This window comes from Paucisalibacillus globulus (genome assembly GCF_900184735.1).
In the GTDB taxonomy this organism is placed as follows: Bacteria; Bacillota; Bacilli; order Bacillales; family Amphibacillaceae; genus Ornithinibacillus; species Ornithinibacillus globulus_B.
Window position 1 is genome coordinate 296,533 of the sequence record NZ_LT855395.1, and the last position, 21,914, is coordinate 318,446.

The 21,914-nt window shown below is 37.2% G+C and carries 18 protein-coding genes; 7 read left to right on the forward strand and 11 right to left on the reverse strand.

The window, feature by feature from the left end; genetic code table 11:
* The first annotated feature begins 94 nt into the window (after positions 1–94).
* From BN999_RS15695 to BN999_RS15715, 5 genes are all read left to right on the forward strand, one after another.
* Positions 95–1,798, forward strand: coding sequence for an O-acetylhomoserine aminocarboxypropyltransferase/cysteine synthase family protein (locus BN999_RS15695; RefSeq protein WP_096272881.1), 1,704 nt, complete (start codon positions 95–97; stop codon positions 1,796–1,798).
* Positions 1,799–1,819: 21 nt separating this feature from the next.
* The gene (metX, locus tag BN999_RS15700; protein ID WP_306419014.1) at positions 1,820–2,866 is read left to right on the forward strand and encodes a homoserine O-acetyltransferase MetX; all 1,047 of its coding nucleotides are present in this window, start codon (positions 1,820–1,822) and stop codon (positions 2,864–2,866) included.
* Positions 2,867–2,870: 4 nt separating this feature from the next.
* On the forward strand, positions 2,871–3,878 hold the full coding sequence (locus BN999_RS15705) for a homoserine dehydrogenase (protein ID WP_255247491.1): 1,008 nt from the start codon (positions 2,871–2,873) through the stop codon (positions 3,876–3,878).
* Positions 3,879–4,152: 274 nt separating this feature from the next.
* Complete coding sequence (locus tag BN999_RS15710; protein ID WP_096272886.1) at positions 4,153–5,040, forward strand: SGNH/GDSL hydrolase family protein; 888 nt, start codon at positions 4,153–4,155, stop codon at positions 5,038–5,040.
* A 20-nt stretch (positions 5,041–5,060) separates the two neighbouring features.
* Entirely contained in the window at positions 5,061–5,696 is a 636-nt protein-coding gene (locus BN999_RS15715; RefSeq protein WP_096272888.1) for a YpmS family protein, read from the forward strand.
* A gap of 67 nt (positions 5,697–5,763) precedes the next feature.
* Here BN999_RS15715 and BN999_RS15720 read toward each other — a convergent pair whose 3' ends face one another.
* A complete protein-coding gene (locus tag BN999_RS15720) occupies positions 5,764–6,375 on the reverse strand; it encodes a hypothetical protein (RefSeq protein ID WP_096272890.1) in 612 nt (203 codons plus the stop codon).
* 228 nt (positions 6,376–6,603) lie between these two features.
* Here BN999_RS15720 and BN999_RS15725 point away from each other — a divergent pair, with 228 nt between their 5' ends.
* On the forward strand, positions 6,604–8,226 hold the full coding sequence (locus tag BN999_RS15725; RefSeq protein ID WP_096272892.1) for an ABC-F family ATP-binding cassette domain-containing protein: 1,623 nt from the start codon (positions 6,604–6,606) through the stop codon (positions 8,224–8,226).
* 516 nt (positions 8,227–8,742) lie between these two features.
* Here the strand turns inward: BN999_RS15725 and BN999_RS15735 are convergent.
* Positions 8,743–9,687 (reverse strand): L-threonine 3-dehydrogenase, encoded by a 945-nt coding sequence (locus tag BN999_RS15735; protein ID WP_096272896.1) that lies wholly within the window; start codon positions 9,685–9,687, stop codon positions 8,743–8,745.
* A 23-nt stretch (positions 9,688–9,710) separates the two neighbouring features.
* The gene (locus tag BN999_RS15740; RefSeq protein WP_096272897.1) at positions 9,711–10,901 is read right to left on the reverse strand and encodes a glycine C-acetyltransferase; all 1,191 of its coding nucleotides are present in this window, start codon (positions 10,899–10,901) and stop codon (positions 9,711–9,713) included.
* A 235-nt stretch (positions 10,902–11,136) separates the two neighbouring features.
* Here BN999_RS15740 and BN999_RS20755 point away from each other — a divergent pair, with 235 nt between their 5' ends.
* Positions 11,137–11,274: a hypothetical protein gene (locus tag BN999_RS20755; RefSeq protein WP_176482004.1), complete on the forward strand. Its 138-nt coding sequence runs from the start codon at positions 11,137–11,139 to the stop codon at positions 11,272–11,274.
* Between the two features lie 52 nt (positions 11,275–11,326).
* Here BN999_RS20755 and BN999_RS15745 read toward each other — a convergent pair whose 3' ends face one another.
* The 8 genes from BN999_RS15745 to BN999_RS15780 all read right to left on the reverse strand — a co-directional run bounded on the left by BN999_RS15745 (position 11,327) and on the right by BN999_RS15780 (position 21,899).
* Entirely contained in the window at positions 11,327–12,076 is a 750-nt protein-coding gene (locus tag BN999_RS15745; protein ID WP_096272899.1) for a 3D domain-containing protein, read from the reverse strand.
* A gap of 461 nt (positions 12,077–12,537) precedes the next feature.
* A complete protein-coding gene (opp4A, locus tag BN999_RS15750) occupies positions 12,538–14,421 on the reverse strand; it encodes an oligopeptide ABC transporter substrate-binding protein (RefSeq protein ID WP_096272901.1) in 1,884 nt (627 codons plus the stop codon).
* A gap of 193 nt (positions 14,422–14,614) precedes the next feature.
* Positions 14,615–15,520 (reverse strand): ABC transporter permease, encoded by a 906-nt coding sequence (locus tag BN999_RS15755; RefSeq protein WP_096273209.1) that lies wholly within the window; start codon positions 15,518–15,520, stop codon positions 14,615–14,617.
* 16 nt (positions 15,521–15,536) lie between these two features.
* Entirely contained in the window at positions 15,537–16,499 is a 963-nt protein-coding gene (opp4B, locus tag BN999_RS15760; protein WP_096272903.1) for an oligopeptide ABC transporter permease, read from the reverse strand.
* Positions 16,500–16,503: 4 nt separating this feature from the next.
* Positions 16,504–17,436 (reverse strand): ABC transporter ATP-binding protein, encoded by a 933-nt coding sequence (locus tag BN999_RS15765; RefSeq protein WP_096272905.1) that lies wholly within the window; start codon positions 17,434–17,436, stop codon positions 16,504–16,506.
* A complete protein-coding gene (locus BN999_RS15770) occupies positions 17,423–18,442 on the reverse strand; it encodes an ABC transporter ATP-binding protein (protein WP_096272907.1) in 1,020 nt (339 codons plus the stop codon). The genes BN999_RS15765 and BN999_RS15770 overlap by 14 nt, the downstream gene beginning before the upstream one ends.
* Before the next feature lie 518 nt (positions 18,443–18,960).
* Complete coding sequence (gene opp4A, locus BN999_RS15775) at positions 18,961–20,793, reverse strand: oligopeptide ABC transporter substrate-binding protein (protein WP_096272909.1); 1,833 nt, start codon at positions 20,791–20,793, stop codon at positions 18,961–18,963.
* Positions 20,794–20,996: 203 nt separating this feature from the next.
* The gene (locus tag BN999_RS15780) at positions 20,997–21,899 is read right to left on the reverse strand and encodes an ABC transporter permease (protein WP_096272911.1); all 903 of its coding nucleotides are present in this window, start codon (positions 21,897–21,899) and stop codon (positions 20,997–20,999) included.
* Between the last annotated feature and the right edge of the window lie 15 nt (positions 21,900–21,914).

Here is a 21,914-nt window from a genome sequence, read left to right on the forward strand (position 1 = left end):
GGTTATTGTATACACGCCCTCTTCTTAGGAAGAGGGCTTTTTTGTTTCCTCTCTCTTCCTCCAGACAACAACTACAAACAAGGAGGAATTTATCATGACCAATTTTCATGTGGAAAGACCAGAAACAACACTACTTCACGGAGGCCAGTCTCCTGATCCAACTACAGGATCACGCGCTGTACCTATCTATCAAACAACTTCTTATGTGTTCCGTGACACAGAACATGCCCAAAATTTATTCGGACTTAAAGAATCCGGAAATATTTATACAAGAATTATGAATCCAACCGTTGATGCCTTTGAACAACGGGTAGCACTTTTAGAGGATGGTGTAGCAGCTGTTGCGACTTCATCCGGTATGGCTGCTATTACACTAGCTATCTTAAATATTGCAGGTGCGGGAGATGAGATTGTTACCGACAGTAATCTATATGGCGGTACATATAACCTATTTGCCAAAACCTTACCGAAGTATGGAATCACTGTGAAGTTTGTAGATGGTACAAAGCCTGAAGAAATTGAGCAGGCGATTACTGATAAAACAAAAGCGGTGTTCGGAGAGATTATTACCAACCCTAGCTTGAATGTATTTGATGTAGAATCTATTGCAGCAATTTGCCACCAATACCATGTACCACTAATAATCGATAACACCTTTGGAACTCCAGTTTTATCAAAACCACTAACTTGGGGTGCTGATATTGTTGTTCACTCTGCTACTAAATGGATTGGTGGTCATGGAACCTCTATCGGTGGTGTTGTTGTAGACGGTGGACGTTTTGACTGGAATCATGACCGATTCCCAGAATTCACGGAACCAGATGAAAGTTACCACGGACTTCGTTTTGCTGACCTTGGTTCAGCTGCTTTTGCAACGAAACTTCGCGTTCAATTATTACGTGATATCGGGGCTTGTTTAAGTCCTAATAATGCTTTTCTTTTACTTCAAGGCTTAGAAACTCTCCATCTACGCATGGAACGTCATTGTGAGAATGCTAAACTGGTTGCCAATTATTTAGAAAATCATCCTTCTGTAGAGTGGGTTAATTTCCCTGGACTTGAAAGTCATCCATCCCATGAGCTTGCTAAGAAATATTTAAATGGCAGCTTTGGCTCAATTATTACCTTTGGTATTACTGGTGGTCGAGAAGCGGGAAGGGTTGTCATTGATTCTATTAAACTATTCTCCCATGTAGCGAATGTTGGAGATGCTAAATCATTGATTATCCACCCTGCTTCCACCACACATCAACAATTAAGTGCAGAAGATCTGAAGAAAAGTGGTGTATCAGAAGAGCTTATCCGCTTATCCATTGGTATTGAGTCCATTGATGATATTATTCACGATTTAGACCAAGCCATTGCTAAAGCTACGAATAATAAGTCAGCATCATCCGTTTCAGAGGAAAGTATTATCAATTGGTTATTATCATCTCCATTTGACAGAAGCACCGGTGCAGCACGGAAAAAGGTCATTGCTACCTTAGAAGAGGACGTTACAACAGAATTCAAACAAACGATTGAGCGACTTAAACAGTTTGGTTATGAGATTCAAGATTTGAAAGAGTCAACCGCACCTGACTTGGTACTTGTAAAACAGGGATCACTCCCATCAGATGCTATTGAGGAGTTAGTAAATAAGCAAGTTAACGTTCTATGGATTGAACAACCAACTGTCAATGACCCAGTTTTACAGAATTTGAAAGCAACGGGAATATCTACTGTTTCTAATAAGAATATTATCGATGAATTACTAGCATTACGTGGTATAAAAAAACAACCAGTTTCAATTGGTTAACAATTAATAGGAGGGCTAATTTTGATTAAAAACATGTATAAGGAAACGAACAAGATTGAAATTGGCCCGCTCCTATTAGAGAATGGAGAATCAATTCCTGTAGTTTCCATGCAGTATGAACGAGTTGGACCTGTAAACGCACCAATCATCTTAGTATGTCATGCGCTTACCGGCAATCATTTAGCTGTTGGCAGCGAGGACCAACCAGGTTGGTGGAGTGGCCTTATTGGGAAGAATAAATCCATTGATACTACTGATTTTCAGATTATTACATTCAATGTACTTGGTGGGTGTCATGGCTCAACAGGGCCTACTTCAATAAATCCAAAAACCAAAGAACCTTATCGGACTGACTTCCCTAACATATCTATTCGTGACATCGTTCAGGCTCAGTTCCTGGCACTAAATCAAATGAATGTGAGCAAGCTATATGCCGTTATTGGTGGCTCACTTGGTGGAATGCAAGCATTAGAATGGGGCCTCATTTATCCTGATTTTGTCGAAAAGATGGTAGTACTTGCTGTTACCCCAACTCTTTCTGATTATGGAATTGCTTTTAATCACATTGCCGAACAAGCAATCACACGTGACCCTGCTTGGCAAAATGGTAATTACCCATCCCCTATTCCTCTTCAAGGATTAGAAATCGCTAGAATGATAGGTATGGTTACGTATCGTAGTGCAGAGCTATTTACAGAACGATTTAATCGGACTAAAACGGATAATAAATTCTCAGTGAATTCCTATTTAGATTACCAGGGCAAAAAATTAGTAAAACGTTTTGACCCGAATAGCTATCTATATTTATTACAAGCGATGGATACACATGACATAGGTCGAAATCGCGGCGGATGGAAAGAAGCTTGTAAAAAGTATACTTGTCCCATACTAACGTTAAGTTTTGAACATGATCTAATCTATGAACCAAACGTAATCGCTGAATTTGCAGAATGTACTCCAAACAGTACGTATCATCATGTCCAAACAAAATTTGGGCATGATGGCTTTTTAACGGAGTTTGAAAAATGGAGTTGGACGATTAATGAATTTCTAAATCATAAGGAGTGATGATTTGAAGAAAAAAATCAAGATTGCATTACTTGGGTTTGGAACAGTTGGAAAAGGAATTTATTACAGTTTGAAGAATCATCCGAAACGAATTAGCAAGACAATTGGTTTTGAGATTGAAGTTGTTTCTATCGTTGTAAAACACTTAGAAAAGCACCAGGATTTTGAAGATAATAAACTGATCACAACTGATTTCGAGACGGTTATTCAAAACCCTGAAATCGATATTGTATTAGAAGCAATTGTCGGCAAAGAACCTGCCTTCAGCTATTTATCCCAAAGTATCAAAGCCGGCAAACATATCATTACAGCCAATAAAGAAATGTTTGCTCATCATGGCGAGGAGTTACTTGAACTCTCCCAGAAACACGATGTCAACATTGGCTTTGAGGCTACAACTGCTGGTGGAATACCCGTTATTAATACAATTGGAAAACTGTTTCAGTTTAATGAAATAAAAAAAATCACCGCAATATTAAATGGAACATCCAATTACATCTTGACCCAAATGCGTGTACAGAAGCTTCCATTTAATATTGCACTGAAGCAAGCACAAGAGTTAGGCTATGCAGAAGCAGACCCTACGAATGATATCGAAGGTTATGATTCGTTTTATAAGCTTATGATTCTAGGCCAACTAATCTATGGTAAACAACCGGATTGGAGTAGTGTTAATCGGGAAGGTATCGTGAATATAACAGCTAAGGAGATTGAGGATTATAATCTTGAAGACAAACGAATTAAACATATAGCATCATTAGAATTACAAGATAATACCCTCACAGCAAGTGTTAAGCCAGTTGTTATATCTTCAGAACATCCATTGTACTCTATCGAAGGGGTTGAAAATGCAGTTGTGATAGAAGGAGATGTTGTCGGGCAAATTACCCTTTCAGGTCCAGGAGCAGGAGCATTTCCCACAGCAAGCGCTATGTTAGAGGACTTATGCTTGATTCTCCAATCTGAACGAAGTACTACCTCATCCCCTATTTTGGCTAAGGCTATTTTGTAAGAGATTGTTTATAGACTGGTGCCGGAGCGGTAACGTTTCACAATCCCGCTTTATTGAATAGCAACATACTTTACACAATCAGCCTTTGTTGGTTAATCCCAAGCGCCTTTATGAGGCGTTTTTTTCTTTTATATGACAAATTGTTAATCCACTTTTAAAACTCATCAAAATTGGGTATACATAATAAAATCAGTAGATTTATGTTTTTACCACACATACATTATAGTAACGAGCGCAATTTAAAGATATAAACTACTCGCATAGGTGTGTTCAAATGACAAAAAAGACAATCATCATGACCTTCATTTCTATTTTTATCATTGTCTTAGGGATTGGAATATATAACTTTCAGCGCCAGGAAACCTCCCCCCTACATCCTGATTCAGAGAACCATACAGTTATAGATGAATCTAGTGAACAAGACGAGACCTCAGAAACAAAAGATGAAACCAACGAAAAGCCTAGTACACCTGCAGCAGAATTATCAAAAGAATTTTCAATGGCTATTCAAAATACAATCAAATTCTTCTCTGGAAATAATACGAAAATTGTAGCGATTGGTGATTCATTAACGCAAGGTGTAGGGGATAGTACGGAGCAAGGTGGGTTTGTGGGGATTTTAGATAACCATATTAATCAGAACAAAAAGATAGCAACATTCGAAAACCTTGGAAAACGTGGTAATCAAACCACTCACCTAATAAAACGTATAGAGGATCCAGATATTAAGAAGTCACTGAAAAATACAGATATTGTCCTGATTACTATTGGTGCCAATGATATCATGCAAGTAGCTAAAGAAAACTTCGCTGATATGACCTATGATATTTTTGCAGCAGAGAGAATAAATTATGAGGGGCGGCTTCATACAATTCTTTCCACTATAACTAATCTAAATCCTGATGCTTCTATTTATCTAATTGGATTCTACAATCCATTCCAGCAATACTTTGAGCATATTAAAGAGCTCGATATGATTGTAGACGACTGGAATAATACAAGTAAACAGGTTGCCGACGTTTATGGAGCCACATTTATTCCTACAAAGGATTTATTTACGAATGAAGAAGCTAACTTATTTGCTGATGATCATTTTCATCCAAATAAAAACGGATATCAATTAATTGCTGAAAGAATATTAGACTATTTAGTTGTAGATTGAAACAATAGAAGGTGAACAGGTTGGAAAACAATAAAAAAAATAAGAATAAGTGGAAGAGATATTTTTATACGCTTCTCCTTTTAAACATATCCGTACTACTTATTATTGGGTTACTCATTTTTTGGCCTGTTAATCAGTCCGTAGTTCCTTTTTCAGAACATGATGCAACCCATGAGAGTTCTGAATTTATTATCAGAACGACAAAAAAGAATTTAAATGAGCTGATCAATGCATATATGTATGAATATCTAAAGGACTCCAAGCACCAATATCGTGTTTCTTTAGAGGAGGATGTTCATTTAATAGGAGAATTACCAGTCTTTTCTACTACCGTGCCAATCCAAGTTCATCTGGAACCCATTGTTCAAGACAACGGGGATGTCATCCTAAAACAGAAGTCAATATCATTGGGTTTAATGGAATTACCTAACAAAAAGATTATGGAGTATATGGATAAGTACTTACCAGTTCCAAAATGGGTTTCTATTAATCCAGAAGAAGAAGAGATTTATGTAGCCGTTACCCAGATGGATATAAAAAGTAACTTCCGAGTAAGTGTGGAGCAAATGGATTTGGAAGCAAATAACTTAGCCTTTAAACTAAATGTACCATATGAGACTTTGGGTATTGAGACATTATTAATGAAAGAACAATAAAAGGGTCATACCGCCACTTAGGTGAGGTTGACCCTTTTTCGATCGATAGATAAATATAATCTTCTTTCTATCTAACTACAAATTCCTTAAGCTTACGTGAAATAGAATAAATAAATGATTGCTTTGGTAATTCGAGCGTTTCCTCTCGCAACTTGTGCTTGGGATAATCTCCTAATCTACCTTGAAAGATTAATTGTAATTCTGAGTTTTCTCTGATGTCGGCAGGAGTTACGAAGTTAGTAGGTTTTGATAGTTTAAATGACTTTGTATCTTTCATAAGCGTAGCAACAAATTGAGAACAGAAGTAAGCATTCTTTCTATTAATCTCAACCTTAAGGGGTATTGCAACTAATCCAATAAAATTATATTTATAATCTGAAGCATTTGTTTGAAATACACTTATATGATGTCGAATACTTTCATATTCCTGTTCTGTAATATTTAAGGCATAAACAGCACTCTTGGAGTCCCTTAGGAAATCGCCTCGAATATCTTCTCGAACAAATCCACCACTAAATGGATTTTTAGGATTAATTCTCCCGAAGCTATAAACCTCTTTCAATTCATGGTCAAATCCAATGGATACATGATTTAAAGGCTTATTTGTATATAAATTTATCATTCTTGAAAGGTATGTCCCTGTATCAGTAAAGATAAAGTAGATTGTCCTTCCTCTCATGTCTTCCCCTCCACTCAGGCCTTATGCCGAGCATTTCTCTTTTTAAAACAAGTTCATAAACGGATATAACAAAACTTTACCGAAAAACTTACAATTATACAAGACAATTTTGCAAAAATCTTTGTTAGAATCATCCAAATAGTCGTAAATCCAGTGTTTTACATTGACGAAACCCCTTAAATTTCGTAAGCTTACGGTGAAGTACTTATTTTGGAGGAAAACCAATCAATGATAACTGTTACTAATGTAAGTTTACGATATGGCGATAAGAAATTATTTGAGGATGTAAACTTAAAGTTTACTCCTGGAAATTGTTATGGTGTTATTGGCGCAAACGGTGCCGGTAAATCCACCTTTTTAAAGATATTATCTGGTGAAATAGATCCACAAACTGGTAATGTTTCCATGTCCCCTGGTGAACGCTTAGCAGTTCTAAAACAGGACCACTTTGCTTACGAAGAACACCCTGTTTTAGAGGTTGTATTAATGGGGCATGAAAAACTATATGCAGTAAAACAAGAAAAAGACCAAATTTATATGAAGGCTGACTTCACCGAAGAAGACGGAATTCGCGCCGCTGAACTTGAAGGCGATTTTGCTGAAATGAATGGTTGGGAAGCTGAATCTGATGCTGCTGTCCTTCTTAAAGGTCTTGGTATTGGCGAAGAACTTCACACGAAACTGATGTCTTCTCTAACAGAAGATGAAAAGGTTAAAGTATTACTTGCTCAAGCTATATTCGGTAACCCTGATATCTTACTTCTGGACGAGCCGACTAACGGTCTGGATATTCAAGCAATCCAGTGGCTAGAAGAATTCCTAATTAACTTTGAAAACACGGTTATCGTTGTTTCGCATGACCGTCACTTTTTAAATAAAGTATGTACGCACATTGCAGATGTTGACTATGGAAAGATACAAATTTATGTAGGTAACTATGATTTTTGGTATGAGTCAAGCCAATTAGCATCTAGAATGGCACAAGAATCCAATAAGAAAAAAGAAGAAAAAGTAAAAGAATTACAGGCCTTTATTGCCAGATTTAGTGCTAATGCCTCTAAATCTAGACAGGCTACTTCTCGTAAGAAAATGCTCGAAAATATTACACTAGATGATATTAAACCATCATCCAGAAAATATCCTTATATTGCTTTTACACCTGAGCGCGAGATTGGAAATGATTTATTACGTGTGGAAGGTCTATCAAAAACAATTGATGGAGAAAAAGTATTAGATAATGTGAGCTTTATCGTAAATAAGGATGATAAAGTTGCATTTGTTGGTAGAAATGACATTGCCAAAACGACACTTTTCAAAATATTAGCTGGCGAAATGGAACCTGATTCAGGATCGTTTAAATGGGGTATTACCACCTCACAATCTTACTTCCCTAAGGATAACAGTGAATACTTTGAAAATGGTGATTTAACACTGGTTGACTGGCTACGCCAATTCTCACCAGAAGATGAAACAGAAACATTCCTACGTGGATTTTTAGGAAGAATGCTATTCTCCGGTGAAGAAGCACTTAAGAAAGCCAATGTTCTATCTGGTGGTGAAAAAGTACGCTGTATGCTATCTAAAATGATGCTATCCCATGCTAACGTACTATTACTAGACGAACCTACCAACCACTTGGATCTAGAATCTATCCAAGCATTGAATAATGGATTAATTAAATTTAAAGGCTCTATCCTATTCACATCACATGACCATCAATTCATCGATAGTATTGCAAATCGCCTAATTGAAATCACACCAAATGGTATCATGGATAAAGAAATGCGCTATGATGAATACGTTCGTGATAAAGCAATACAAAAACGCGTTAAAGAGATGTATGCTGGATAAGTTTTTAGGTGAACCCCCTGCTTTGGTTGCAGGGGGTTCTTTGTTTGTCTTTTTGGTGGGGTGTTCTTTTTGGGTTTGGTTTGGGTGCATGTGCTGACTGCGTGGGTGCATTCTTTTCTGTTTTGGGCACATGTGATGGCTGCATGGGCGCATTCTTTTGCGATTTGGGCACATGCACTGGCTAAACGGGCGCATCCTTTACCATTTTGGGCACATGTACTGGCTAAACGGACGCATCCTTTCCTGATTTGGGCACATGCACTGACTTGGCGGGCGCATCCTTTCCTATTTTGGGCACATACACTGACTGCGCGGGCGCATCCTTTCCTATTTTGGGCACATACATTGAATAACCGGGCGCATCCTCTCCTATTTTGGGCACATACACTGACTGCGCGGGCGCATCCTTTCCTATTTTGGGCACATGCACTGACTACCAGGGCTCATCCTCCAACCACAAATATACTTTTCCACATAAAAAAAGACGCTCTCATCAAATTCGAGAGCGTCTGTATTCTATTTTAACTTCTCAGCAATCTTCTCCAGCATATCCTTTGTCATGCTATTGATATCATACTTTGCTTTAAATCCCCATTCCGCTTCTGCTGCGGAGGAGTCTATGCTGTCTGGCCAGCTATCTGCAATCTTTTGCCTTACTGGGTCGACATCGAATGATATTTGAAATCCTGGGATATGGTGTTGAATTGCTTTTGCAAAGTCCATTGGTTCTGCTGATATCGCAGAAATATTAAATGCGTTTCTGTGCACTAGTTTCTTAGGGTCTGCTTCCATTAGTTGAACTATTGCTTCTAGTGCATCTGGCATGTACATCATATCCATATAAGTGCCTTCTGCAATATATGAAGTATACGCTTTTTGTTTGATTGCTTCATAATAGATTTCTACTGCATAATCCGTTGTCCCGCCGCCTGGAGGTGCTACATAGGAAATTAGTCCAGGGAAGCGCACGCCACGTGTATCTACTCCATAGCGTTCACAATAATAGTCGCAAAGTAATTCCCCTGCCACTTTGTTTACACCATACATCGTTGTTGGACGTTGAAGTGTATCCTGTGGCGTTTGAGCTTTTGGTGTAGATGGTCCAAATGCTCCAATTGAACTTGGAGTAAAGAACTGTAAATTAAGTTCTCTAGAGACTTCTAATGTGTTTATAAGTCCTCCCATATTGATGTCCCATGCTACTTTAGGCATTTTTTCGGCAGTGGCAGAAAGTAGTGCAGCTAAATGCATAATCGTATCGACTTGATGTTTTTTTGCAACTTCATATATTCGTTTGTCATCTGTCACATCTACTACTTCATAAGGTCCTTCAGCAAGTTCACCCTCTGCTTCACGAATATCAGTCGCGATAATATTACTATGTCCGTAAACGTCTCTTAATTTCGTTATTAGCTCGGAACCGATTTGTCCGCGAGCACCAGTAACTAGTATTCTTTTCATGGCTTTCCCCTCTTTTTAGATGACTAGATTAATCCCATTTCCTTTCCAACCTTCTCATATGCGGCAATTGCTTGGTCTAGCATTTCCTTTGTATGAGCAGCAGTAGGCATGTTACGAACACGACCTGTACCTTTTGGAACTGTTGGGAATACGATTGATTTAGCGTAGACACCTTCTTCGAATAGACGTTTACTAAATTCTTGTGCAGCCTTTTCTTCACCGATAATACATGGTGTAATTGGTGTCTCGCTTTCCCCAATATTAAATCCTAATTCTTTCAAACCAGCTTTTAGGTAATTGCCATTTTCCCATAATTTGTCATGTAATTCTGTGCTTTCCATTAGAATCTCCACGGCTTTTCTACTTGCAATAGCATCTGCAGGTGATACTGCAGTAGAGAATAAAAATGGACGTGAACGAACTTTTAGCCAATCAATTAGATTAGCTTTACCAGCCACATAACCACCAATTACGCCAATTGCTTTGGATAGTGTACCCATTTGAAAATCAACTTTATCTTGTAAACCAAAGTGTTTAACTGTTCCAGCACCTTTACCAAGTACACCAGAACCATGTGCATCATCCACATAGGTAATTAAATCAAATTCCTCGGCTATTTCTACAATTTCAGGCAACTTAGCAACATCACCGTCCATAGAGAATACACCATCGGTAATCACCATAATTTTATTGTATTGTCCTGACTCAACTGCTTCTTTTGCCTTTTGACGTAAATCATCCATATCGGAGTGTCCGAAACGAATAATTTTAGCTCTTGATAAACGACATCCGTCAATGATGGATGCATGGTTTAATTCATCGGAAAGGATAGCATCATTTTTATCCATAACTGCTGAGATTGCTGCCATATTACAGTTAAATCCAGATTGGTACGAAATTACTGCTTCTGTTCCTTTGAACTCAGCTAATTTTTTTTCTAGTTCAATGTGTAAATCAAGTGTTCCATTAATAGTCCTTACTGCACCTGCACCAACCCCGTGTGAGTCAACTGCTTCTTTTGCAACGGCCTTTAAACGTTCGTCAGTTGCAAGTCCTAGGTAATTATTTGAAGAGAGATTGACTACATTTTTTCCGCGAATATTAATGACTGGCCCATTTGCACCTTGAACCGGATCAATTTCATTATATAATCCATTTGCTTTTAAATCCTCAAGATTTTCATTTAAAAACTTATCTAAAGTTTTACTACTCATGATTGAATCCTCCTAAGTTTATAGAGTAACGATAATGTAAGCGTTACCAAGTTGTTCTCCATATTAAGTTTATCATAATCTATTTTAAATGTTTAGGCTAATAACTAGCTACTTTTTTTCATTTACACGGTATCTACAATAATTACCTTTTATTTTTTAAAAATTATCATTGAATCTAGGTATTGCTTTCTATTATACTAGTTTCTAGGGCATATTTATATGGAGGAAGGCAGCTATGAGAAAGCTATTAGTTGTGTTATTTATTATGATTATTTTAGGTTTTGGGGTTGTGGGTGTTAATCAACAATTTAACGAACCGGAAGAGGTTATTAAACCTACTAATCCAAATACTATTAATATACATTCTTATTAAAATACTATCAAAAAGAGGAAGCATTCATATGAATGCTTCCTCTTCATTTTGATTATTCTACTATTGTTACCTTAACTTCTCTTACGCCCCAATTAAATGCTTCTTCTTTCGTCGGAACGTGAATGTCAATTCGATTTCCTTTGATTGCACTTCCGATATCTCCTGCAATTGCGTAACCATAACCTTCTACATATACCTTAGATCCTAGTGGAATTACATTTGGATCTACAGCAATTACTTTTGCATTTCGATCTTCATTTAAATTAATTCCTGTATAGGTAATTCCAGAACAGCCATCACATTCTGCTGTATATGCTGTGGCAACAACTGAAAGAGTTTTTCCTTCCGGTTCTTTTTCTTCTTTTTCCTGTTTAGTTTCTTTTGTCATGGTGCTTGATTTAACCTCTGTAGGTTGAATGGATTTAGCAGCAGCTACTACTTTATGTTCTTCTGCTTCCTGAATTAAAAGTTCTTGTCCAACTAAAATCAGATCAGATGTTAATTCATTCCATTCTTTAATCTCATCAATCGTTACACCATGTTCTTTCGAGATGCCATAAAGCGTATCTCCTTTTTCTACTAGATACTTTTTATAGACAGCTAGTTTTTGTTTTGGATATATTATATTTGTTTCTAAGTCGTTAAGTTCAGTTAATGAGTCTACAGTTGTGTTATGGTCCATTGCGATTCCCCATAGGGTTTCTCCTTTTAATACTTCATGTTCTAGCTCTTGTGCAAAGGCATTTGTAGTTGGAGCTAGTAGCATAATTCCTGTAGCTATTGTCGCTACCATCTTTTTCATAGTAGTCCCTCCTTAATTTCCGGACAAGCACTATCGTATCATAGTTTCATAGGCTGTACGGTTACAAGACTTTTATAAGTCTGTTACAAGGATTGCCAAAACTACTATGATTTATTACAAAATTAATAGATTTGAGACAAAAGTAGTATATTACTAGAAAATATTTCTATTTTATAGTTAATAGTCTTGAAAAAACAAATGGTTGTATTTAAAAAATATTGTTATTTTCGGGTAGATTAATCTGACAAACAGTATATAGAGACTGTGCGATAATTACTGATATAATTCCACTCGAGGAGGCTGAGGCTGGGCCCGCGGAAAGCGTAGTGTATTTCCGCAGCGGATATGTTGCTCAGACCAAAATCCTTAGGTATCGTTCAGTTTCTATAAATAGCAAGAATCTTTTGCTGAATACAAAAAACGAAGAAGCGACTAGGCTTCTCCGTTTTTTTTTAAAATTATTACTCGTGCTTGAATGGCTCTTCTTGAGTTACTGCTAACTCATGACGACCCATTGTGCTACCGTAATCGATTGCGTAGTTAAGTACTCGGTTGTTTACAGGGATTAATACAGCACGGTAAAGTGTAGGGAATACTGGGATATCCTCTACCATTAATTCTTGCCATTCTTTGTAGACTTCTTGACGGTAAGCTACATCAAATGCTTCTGGTGAGTTACCAGCAGCAAGTAATTCGCTACTCTTCTCACTTTCATATCTTGGGAAGTTGAACATTTGGTCTGGACCGTATAATCCATAAGGGTTTACGTCAGTTCCTGTTGACCAAGCACCTTGATAGATATCAATGTTCGGATCATCTTCACCATTTTGACCTACACGATCATAGAACGCGTTAAACTCTAGTAAACGACCATCGATAAGCTCAACTTTTAAGCCTACAGCTGCCCATGATTGGATGTAGTATTGAGCTAGAGGCTCTGCCACATCTCCACCTGACATAGAAGCGAAGTTGATTACTAACTCTTCACCGTTTTTATCTTCACGGATTCCATCACCATCAACATCTACGTATCCAGCTTCGTCAAGAAGCTTCTTAGCTTCATCTGGATTGTATGTTGGTGCTTCTACATCTGCATTATGATAATCTTTGAACGGTGGAATGATTAGTGAATTTGCTTGCCAACGAAGTCCATTATAGAACTTCTCACCTACAGCATTGTTATCCACTGCATACCACATAGCACGACGAAGATTTACGTCAGCCATTTTCTTGTCTGGATCCATTACAACTTTCTTAGCTTCTGCATCCCAATGTCCAAGTTTAAATCCGATGTAAGTATATGCAAGGTCAGTAATTCCTAACCATTCCACGTTACTCATATCCGCATTATCAACGAACTGATCAACAGGGAAGCTGTCAACCATATCTACTTCACCAGTTTGTAATGCTTGAACAACAGTTGAAGGAGATACTACTTTTAATACAACTTCATCTAGGTTAGGCTCTCCACGCCAGTAGTCTGCGAATTTTTCGTATACTACAGACTCACCAGGAGTGATACTCTTAACTTTAAATGGTCCCATACCAATTGGGTTTTTACGAACTGCATCAGATTCTTGCATTTCTGCTACAGGAATATCTTTGAAGATATGTTTAGGCATTGCGTAAGACCATACACCACCAGTTAATAGTGATGGTTGAGACTCTTTATACGTAATCTTAAGTGTCTTTTCATCTACAATTTCAATACCAGAGATTGTATCTGCTTCACCAGCATTGTATTCTTCCATACCTACAATGTTAGAGAAATCAGGGCCGTAACGAACTCCAGTGTAATCTGGGTGTCCAATTACTTCAAATGAGAATGCCCAGTCTTCTGCTTTAACTGGCTCTCCATCATGCCAATTTACATTGTCTTTAATTTTGAATGTAAATGTTACACCATTTGGATATTCATCAGTTTCGTAAGGCTCTGTAGTAAATTCTGCAGGACCTTCGTTTGTGAATGTGAAGTTTCCATCAGTGTATAGCATTGACTCATCAAACCAAGCAATTACTTCTGCATCAGGAGCACCTGAATAGAAGTTATAGTTTAATGTACCTTCAAACACTGTGTCAGAAACTAGACCGAAAGTAAGCGATCCACCTTCGATTGCTTCACCTTCGTTAGTCTTTGATGTAGCAAAATCGTCGATTGAGTAAAGGCCGTCATCTTCAACAGGCTCTTCCTCATCTTCTTTTTCATCATCTTTTGGATCCTCTGTTTCAGTCTTCGGATCGTCTTTCTTCTGGTCATCATCACCAGCTGTGTTGTTGCCACATGCAGCTAATACTAGTAACATTGCAAGCATTAGCGCAAATAGCCACTTTAAACTCTTGCTCATGCTAAATACCCTCCCTTTTTTATAAACCCTTTTGTTTTGTCGATTTTCTCGACATTTTATACTCAACATTAATACCGTGAAGTACTAATGTAGGTAACAATTAATTATGATAGACTATTCTTCCAAGCCTCACCTCCCTAAAATCCTATGCTTCACACTGCTGAATTATTTAGAAAGCCTTGACTTCTTTCTATTATCCTCTTCTTTGTCTAGCGTCGACGGCACGTCTAAGTGCAGTACCTACGTTATTAACAGCTAGCATTAAAAGAAGAATCATGAGAGATGCAGGTACCCAAATCCACCATCTAAATTCTAGAGTTTGTGGGTTTCTAGCATAACTTAGTAGTGTACCTAAACTAGGTGTACTTTCTGGAAATCCAAATCCTAAGAATGAAAGTCCTGATTCTAAGCCTATGTTTCCTGCTAGATTTATAGTCATGTTAACAATAATGATTGAACTTACGTTAGGTAGTAAATGTTTAAATACAACTTTAAAATTAGATGTTCCAAGCGTTCTTGCAGCCTGGATATAGTCCAATTCTTTTTCGGCAAGCGCTTTTGATCTCACTAGTCTAGCTATTCCCATCCAGAGAAATGCGGTCATAATGAGTGAGAAAGTCCAAACACTATATTTTGGTACAATGGCTACGAAAGCAATAACAATCATCGTGAATGGTAAGATTAGGAAGAAGTCTAGGATACGCATCATAATATTATCGATATGACCACCAAAGTATCCAGATACTAATCCATAAATGATTCCAATAATCCCAGTCATGAGTGTAACTAGTATTGCAATCGATAATGAATTTCGTGTCCCAATAATCAACTGACCAAACACATCACGTCCACCATAATCTGTACCTAGAATAAATTCTTCTCCTGGTGGTTCGTAGATAGAGAATAAGTCAACTTTTACTATTTCCTCTTGATCTAGAAATATTGCCGTCCCATATACAAAAGCCGTAACTCCTATAAGGAATATTAAGGAAATTAATGCTAATTTATCTTTAATTAATTCTCGCCAAACTACACTAAATCCTGAAGGACTCTTAATGACTTCTTTTGCTTTTACTTCAACATTTGCTTCCACTTTCATCACCTCACTATTTACCTTATTTAATTCGAATTCTTGGATCCACTAGACTTAAAATGATGTCCGAGATTAGCGCTCCTAGTATAGATGCAATACCAAATAATAGAGTGGTCGCTGTAACTACACTAAAGTCTCGAAGGCTAATAGATTCTATCAATAATTGTCCCATGCCGGGATAACCGAAAATATTTTCTATAAAGATAGAACCCCCGATTAGTCCAGTTATTTCAAATCCAAAAAATGCTGCTATTGGTAAAAGTGAGTTTCTAAATATATGTTGATTGTAAACCCTTGATTCAGAAGCACCTTTAGACCTCGCTAATAGTATAAAATCCTTTTGTTTCGTATCAATAATTTCATTTCGCAAGTACAAGATGGTATTAAACGTTGTAATTAATGCCATCGACAGTGCTGGTAAGAGTAAATGATAAAATTTACTCATAAAGTAATCGAACGTACCTGGTTCCATCCCCGGTTCGACACTACCACTGGTAGGGAACCACTGAAGTTGGAATCCAAATACCCAAAGCATTACGAGAGCAAATATAAATAATGGCGTTGCGAATCCAACATAGGAATAACCGGTTATCAGTTGATCTCTGAATGTATCATTATATCTACCACTGGTAATCCCTAATGGAATAGCGATTAAATAGGTTAAGATTAATGTTGCTACAGATAACCAAAACGAGTTAACAATCCGTTGTCCAATTAATTCTGTAACCGGCATCTTAAAGCGGAATGACATTCCAAAATCACCTTGCATAACACCGCCTACCCATCTTGCATACTGCTCGTGCCATGGATCATACCAACCCATTTCTATACGTAATTCTTCAATACGTGCTGGGTCAATATTCGGGTCGATTTGTCCAGAGAGTGCATCCCCTGGCATCATCTTTGCAAGAACGAATATTAATAAACTCAGAACAAAGAGTTGAGGAATCATTATTAAAATACGGCGTACACTAAATTTCCACATAATATCAACCTTTCTCCGGTAAAGCCACTAAATGAGTATCAGTGATAGGTTTTAGCCCATATGCTAAACCTTCCTCATTGAAGTAATCATTATAGGATTGTTCATATTCTGAATTGACCTCTGCACGGAATTGTTTCATCTCTTCACGTTTCCTTGGATCAATGTCTGGAATCGCAGCAACTAGTCGCTTGGTATAAATATGTTGTGGATTATCAAATATCTCTTTTGCAGTTCCTTCTTCCACATAACGACCTTTGTACATGATTCCAATATGGTCACACATATGTTTAATAACTCCCAAATCATGGCTAATGAACATATAAGTTAAATCCAGTTCATCCTGAATTTCCTTCATAAAGTTCAGTACTTGGGCTTGTACAGAAACATCCAGTGCAGATACTGGTTCATCGGCAATGATTAATTTAGGTTTTAAAGCAACTGCCCTAGCAATTCCAATACGTTGACGTTGCCCTCCTGAGAATTCGTGTGGATACTTTAGAATACTTTCCGGATTTAAACCTACTAATTCTAGTAATTCCTGCACCCTTATACGTTCTTCTTTTCTTGATAGTTTTTCAAAGTTTCTTAATGGTTCAGCGACTAAATCAATCACTCGCTTTTTCGGATTTAAAGATGAATATGGATCTTGGAATATCATTTGTATATCTTTTCTAAAATCAGATTTTGCTTTTGTCACTCCAGTTATTTCTTTATCCTCAAAATACACCTTTCCAGATGTAACATGATTTAATCCAATAATTGCTCGACCAGTAGTAGATTTACCTGATCCAGATTCTCCTACAAGCCCGTATGTCTTCCCTTTTTCTAATGTGAAAGAAACACCATCTACCGCTCTTACATGATCTATAGTTCTTCCAAAAAGACCACCCTTAATAGGAAAGTGAACTTTTAAATCTTCAATTTTAAGAAACCCCATGGTGTTCTTCCTCCTTGCCTACTTCTTCCGGGAAGCGGAAATGCTTGTAACATGTACAACGAACAAAATGTCCCGGTTTTACCTCATGTAGTTCTGGATGTGCCTCATGGGCGGATTCATCTATCCATGGAATCCTTGGGGCGAATCGACATCCGGTTCTAGGTAGATTTTGCAGTGAAGGTACAATACCTTGTATCACGTGTAATCTATCCTGTTCTTCACTTGCATTTGGAACAGAATTAAATAATGAACGTGTATATGGATGTAATGGTTCTTCAAATAGCTCTGTTACCTCGGCAATCTCTACTATTTCTCCGGCATACATCACTGCTACTCTGTCCGCCATTTCAGCCACTACTCCCAAGTCATGGGTAATAAGTACGATTCCAGAGTTCATATCATCCTTTAGATCTTTAATCAAATCTAGAATTTGTGATTGAATGGTTACATCTAGAGCTGTTGTTGGTTCATCAGCAATTAATAATTCTGGTTCATTCGCAATTGCTGTTGCAATAACAACTCTCTGCCTCATTCCACCAGACAACTCATGTGGGAATTGCTCATATACATATTCCGGACGAGGTATCCCTACTTTATTTAACAAGTCAATAACTTTCTCTTTTCGCTGTGTTTTAGACATTTCTTTATTATGTAAAAGTAGTGCTTCACCAATCTGATCACCAATTATCATTAGTGGGTTTAGTGCAGTCAACGGGTCTTGGAAAATCATCCCCATATGTTTTCCGCGTAATTTATTTAACTTAGAAGGAGAGATACCGACGATATTTTCGCCTTTATAAAGAATATCCCCTTCCATTTTTGCTCTAGTATGTAGTCCCATAATCGAGAAAGCCAGCGCACTTTTTCCACAACCAGATTCTCCAACTATAGCTAATACTTCATTCTTATTAACGTTTAAAGAAACATCATCTACTGCTGCAAAATAATCATCCTTAATACGGAAAGATGTTTTTAGGTTCTTGATTTCCAATAACTTCTCTGCCAAAATAATCCCCCTAACTAAAAATTGAAAAAATTCAATGTATAATCTGGTCATTTAATAGTAATAATAGCTTTCAAACATATTAAAGAGCAGAATTTCATGATGTGTATCAGTTCCAATATGTGTGGTCTGCCCTATGAAAAGTTATTATAATTTAAATTTTCCAATAATTATTTGTTGATTTCATTACGGTATCTAGGTATTTTTCCGCAATTTCGTAATGTAATTGTAATATGTGGTCGATTTTTTTAAAGTATATATTATTTTCTGATTTTTAACAAGCTTTTTTTAAACATTTTATTAAAACTTTTAGATAATTGCTATAACTCTGTACAACTTTTAGCGCTTTCATTGTTGATGTTAATTGGGATATTTGATATATAGTAAGTTAACTAATATAGATATAATTTATTAGTGAATTTTACCTATATTCTACATCCTTTAGTAGATTATGAGGGGATAAATTGAAGGAAGACAAAAAAAGAAGCGAATAATCGCTTCTTCCTTTTTGTTATGTTTAATTATTCTGCAACCACTGGTTCAGCTTCAGTTACACCAATTTGGTAACGTAGAAGATCTGAAGATGGGTCTAGTGTGTAGTTAACAACACGGTTGTTAACTGGAACTAGTACTGCACGGTATAGAGTTGGGAATAATGGAATTTCATCCACCATTAATTGTTGCCACTGATCATAAATTTCTTTACGATACTCAGTGTCCATAGCTTTCATAGAAGCACCATCAGCAAGCAATTTATCGTTCTCTTCGTTAGTCCAACGAGGGTAGTTTGCAGGTGAGTTACCACCGAAAATACCAGCTGGGTTTACGTCAGTACCAGTACCCCAAGCACCTTGGTATACATCATATGCCGGGTCATCAGCTTCTAAACGATCATAGAAAGTGTTGAACTCAAGTAGACGACCATCAACAAGTTCTACATTAAGACCTACTGCTTTCCAGGATTGCATATAGTATTGAGCTAATGGCTCAGCAGTGTCTCCACCAGACATAGATGCGAAGTTAATAGTTAATTCTTCACCATCTTTGTTTTCACGTAATCCATCTCCATCAACATCTACATATCCAGCTTCATCTAAGATTTCTTTAGCTTTTTCTGGATCGTATGTTGGTGTTTCAATATCAGCATTGTGATACTCTGGGAAGAATGGGATGATTAAAGTTGTTGCATTCCAACGTAAACCATTGTAGAACTTATCTCCAATAGCGTTGTTATCAACAGCATACCACATAGCACGACGTAGGTTAACGTCAGCCATTTTAGCATTTGGATCTACTTCTACTTGTCCAGTATCAGCATTCCATTTACCTAATTTAAAGCCCATGTAAGTGTAAGCATTATCAACTGCTCCTAAGAATTCAACGTTAGACATATCTGCATTGTCTACGAATTGATCAACTGGGAAGCTATCAACCATATCTACTTCACCAGATTCTAGAGATTGTACAACAGTTTTAGGGGAAACTACTTTAACTGTAACTTGCTCTAGTGCAGGAGTTCCTCTCCAGTAATCTTCGTTACGAGTAAGTACTACAGACTCACCAGGTACGATTGATTCTACTACATAAGGACCGAATCCGATTGGGTTTTTACGAACTGCATCAGATTCTAACATTTCAGCAACTTCCATTTCACCGAATACATGCTTCGGTAATGCATATGGCCAGATTCCTCCAGTAATAAGAGAAGGACCGCCTTCTTGATACGTAATTTGAAGAGTTTTCTCATCAATTACTTCAATACCAGATATAGTATCAGTTTCACCAGCGTGGTATTCAGTCATACCAACGATGTTTTCAAATTCAGATCCATAACGGATACCAACATAGTCAGGGTGACCAATTACATAATGAGCATAAGCCCAGTCTTCAGCTGTAACAGGTTTTCCATCATGCCAGTTTACACCATCTTTAATTTTTAATGTGTAAACAGTACCAGTTTCATCTACTTCCCAAGTTGCAGCGCCATCTTGAGTGTAGGCATAGTTAGCATCAGAGTCGAATAATGGCTCATCAAACCATGCAATTACTTCATAGTCAGGTGCACCTGAATAGAAGTTGAAGTTGAATGTACCTTCAAATACAGTATCAGAAACGATACCATAAGTAAGTTTACCATCTTCTAATGCTTCAGCATCATTAGAAGTTGTCATGCTGAAATCTTCAATATTGAAAACTCCATCTTCATTCTTTTCTTCAGCATTTTCAGTAGTCTTCTTATCTTCTGAATCACTAGCTTTGTCAGAAGAATCTTTATCGCTACCGCCGCCACATGCAGCTAATGCAAGAAGTAATACTAGCATAAGAGCTAAAAGCCATTTGCTTGTCTTTCTCATCTTTGTTGCCTCCCTATTTTCTTAATCTTTTTCTTGGCCATACCAATTGGACGCGACCAAGATATATACTAAAACACCTAATTGGATGTCTAGTAGCAATAATCAAAATTTTTACGATATAGAGGTGGGACAAAAGGATTAATTTAGCATGGTTTAAATTAACCCTCTTAGTTTTTTCCAATCCTCTTAATACTATGTGCTGATTAACCTCTTCTTTGTCTAGCGTCTGTCGCACGTTTAAGTGCTTGTCCAACGTTATTGATAGACATCATTAACAGAAGGATTAGAACAGATGCTGGTACCCAAATCCACCATCTATATTCCAGTGTTTGTGGGTTTGTTGCATAACTCAATAGTGTACCTAAACTTGGTGTACTTTCCGGGAAACCAAATCCTAAGAAGGAAAGTCCGGATTCAAGTCCAATATTTGCTGCTAAGTTAAGTGTCATCGTCACAATAATTAGCGAGCTACAGTTTGGTAATAACTGTGTAAAGACAATCTTTAAGTTCGAGCTTCCTAAAGTCTTAGAAGCTTGTATATAATCTAGTTCTTTCTCTTGCAATGCTTTAGATCTTATCAACCTTGCAATTCCCATCCAGAGGAATGCGGTCATAATAAGCGAGAATGTTAACGTATTATATTTCGGAACAATTGCTACAAAGGCAATTACAATCATAGTAAATGGTAAGATCATGAAGAAATCTAGAATACGCATCATAATATTATCGATATGACCACCAAAGTATCCAGAGACTAATCCATATCCAACCCCAATTATTCCAGTAAGAAGTGTTACCAGTAATGCAATCGTTAAAGAGTTTCTAGTTCCAATGATTAATTGTCCAAACACATCACGACCACCGTAATCAGTACCTAATAAGAATTCTTCATTAGGTGGTTCATAGATGGAGAACAAGTCTACCGTAACAATTTCTTCTTGATCTAAGAAAAGTGAGATCCCATATACAAATGCCATAATTAAGATAAGAAAGATTAACGATATTAGCGCAAGTTTATCTCGAACAATCTCACGCCAGATTATACTAAAGCCAGAAGGACTTTTTATTGGTTGATTTGATTTTACTTCTTCTACTTTGCTTTCCATTTATTTCACCTCACT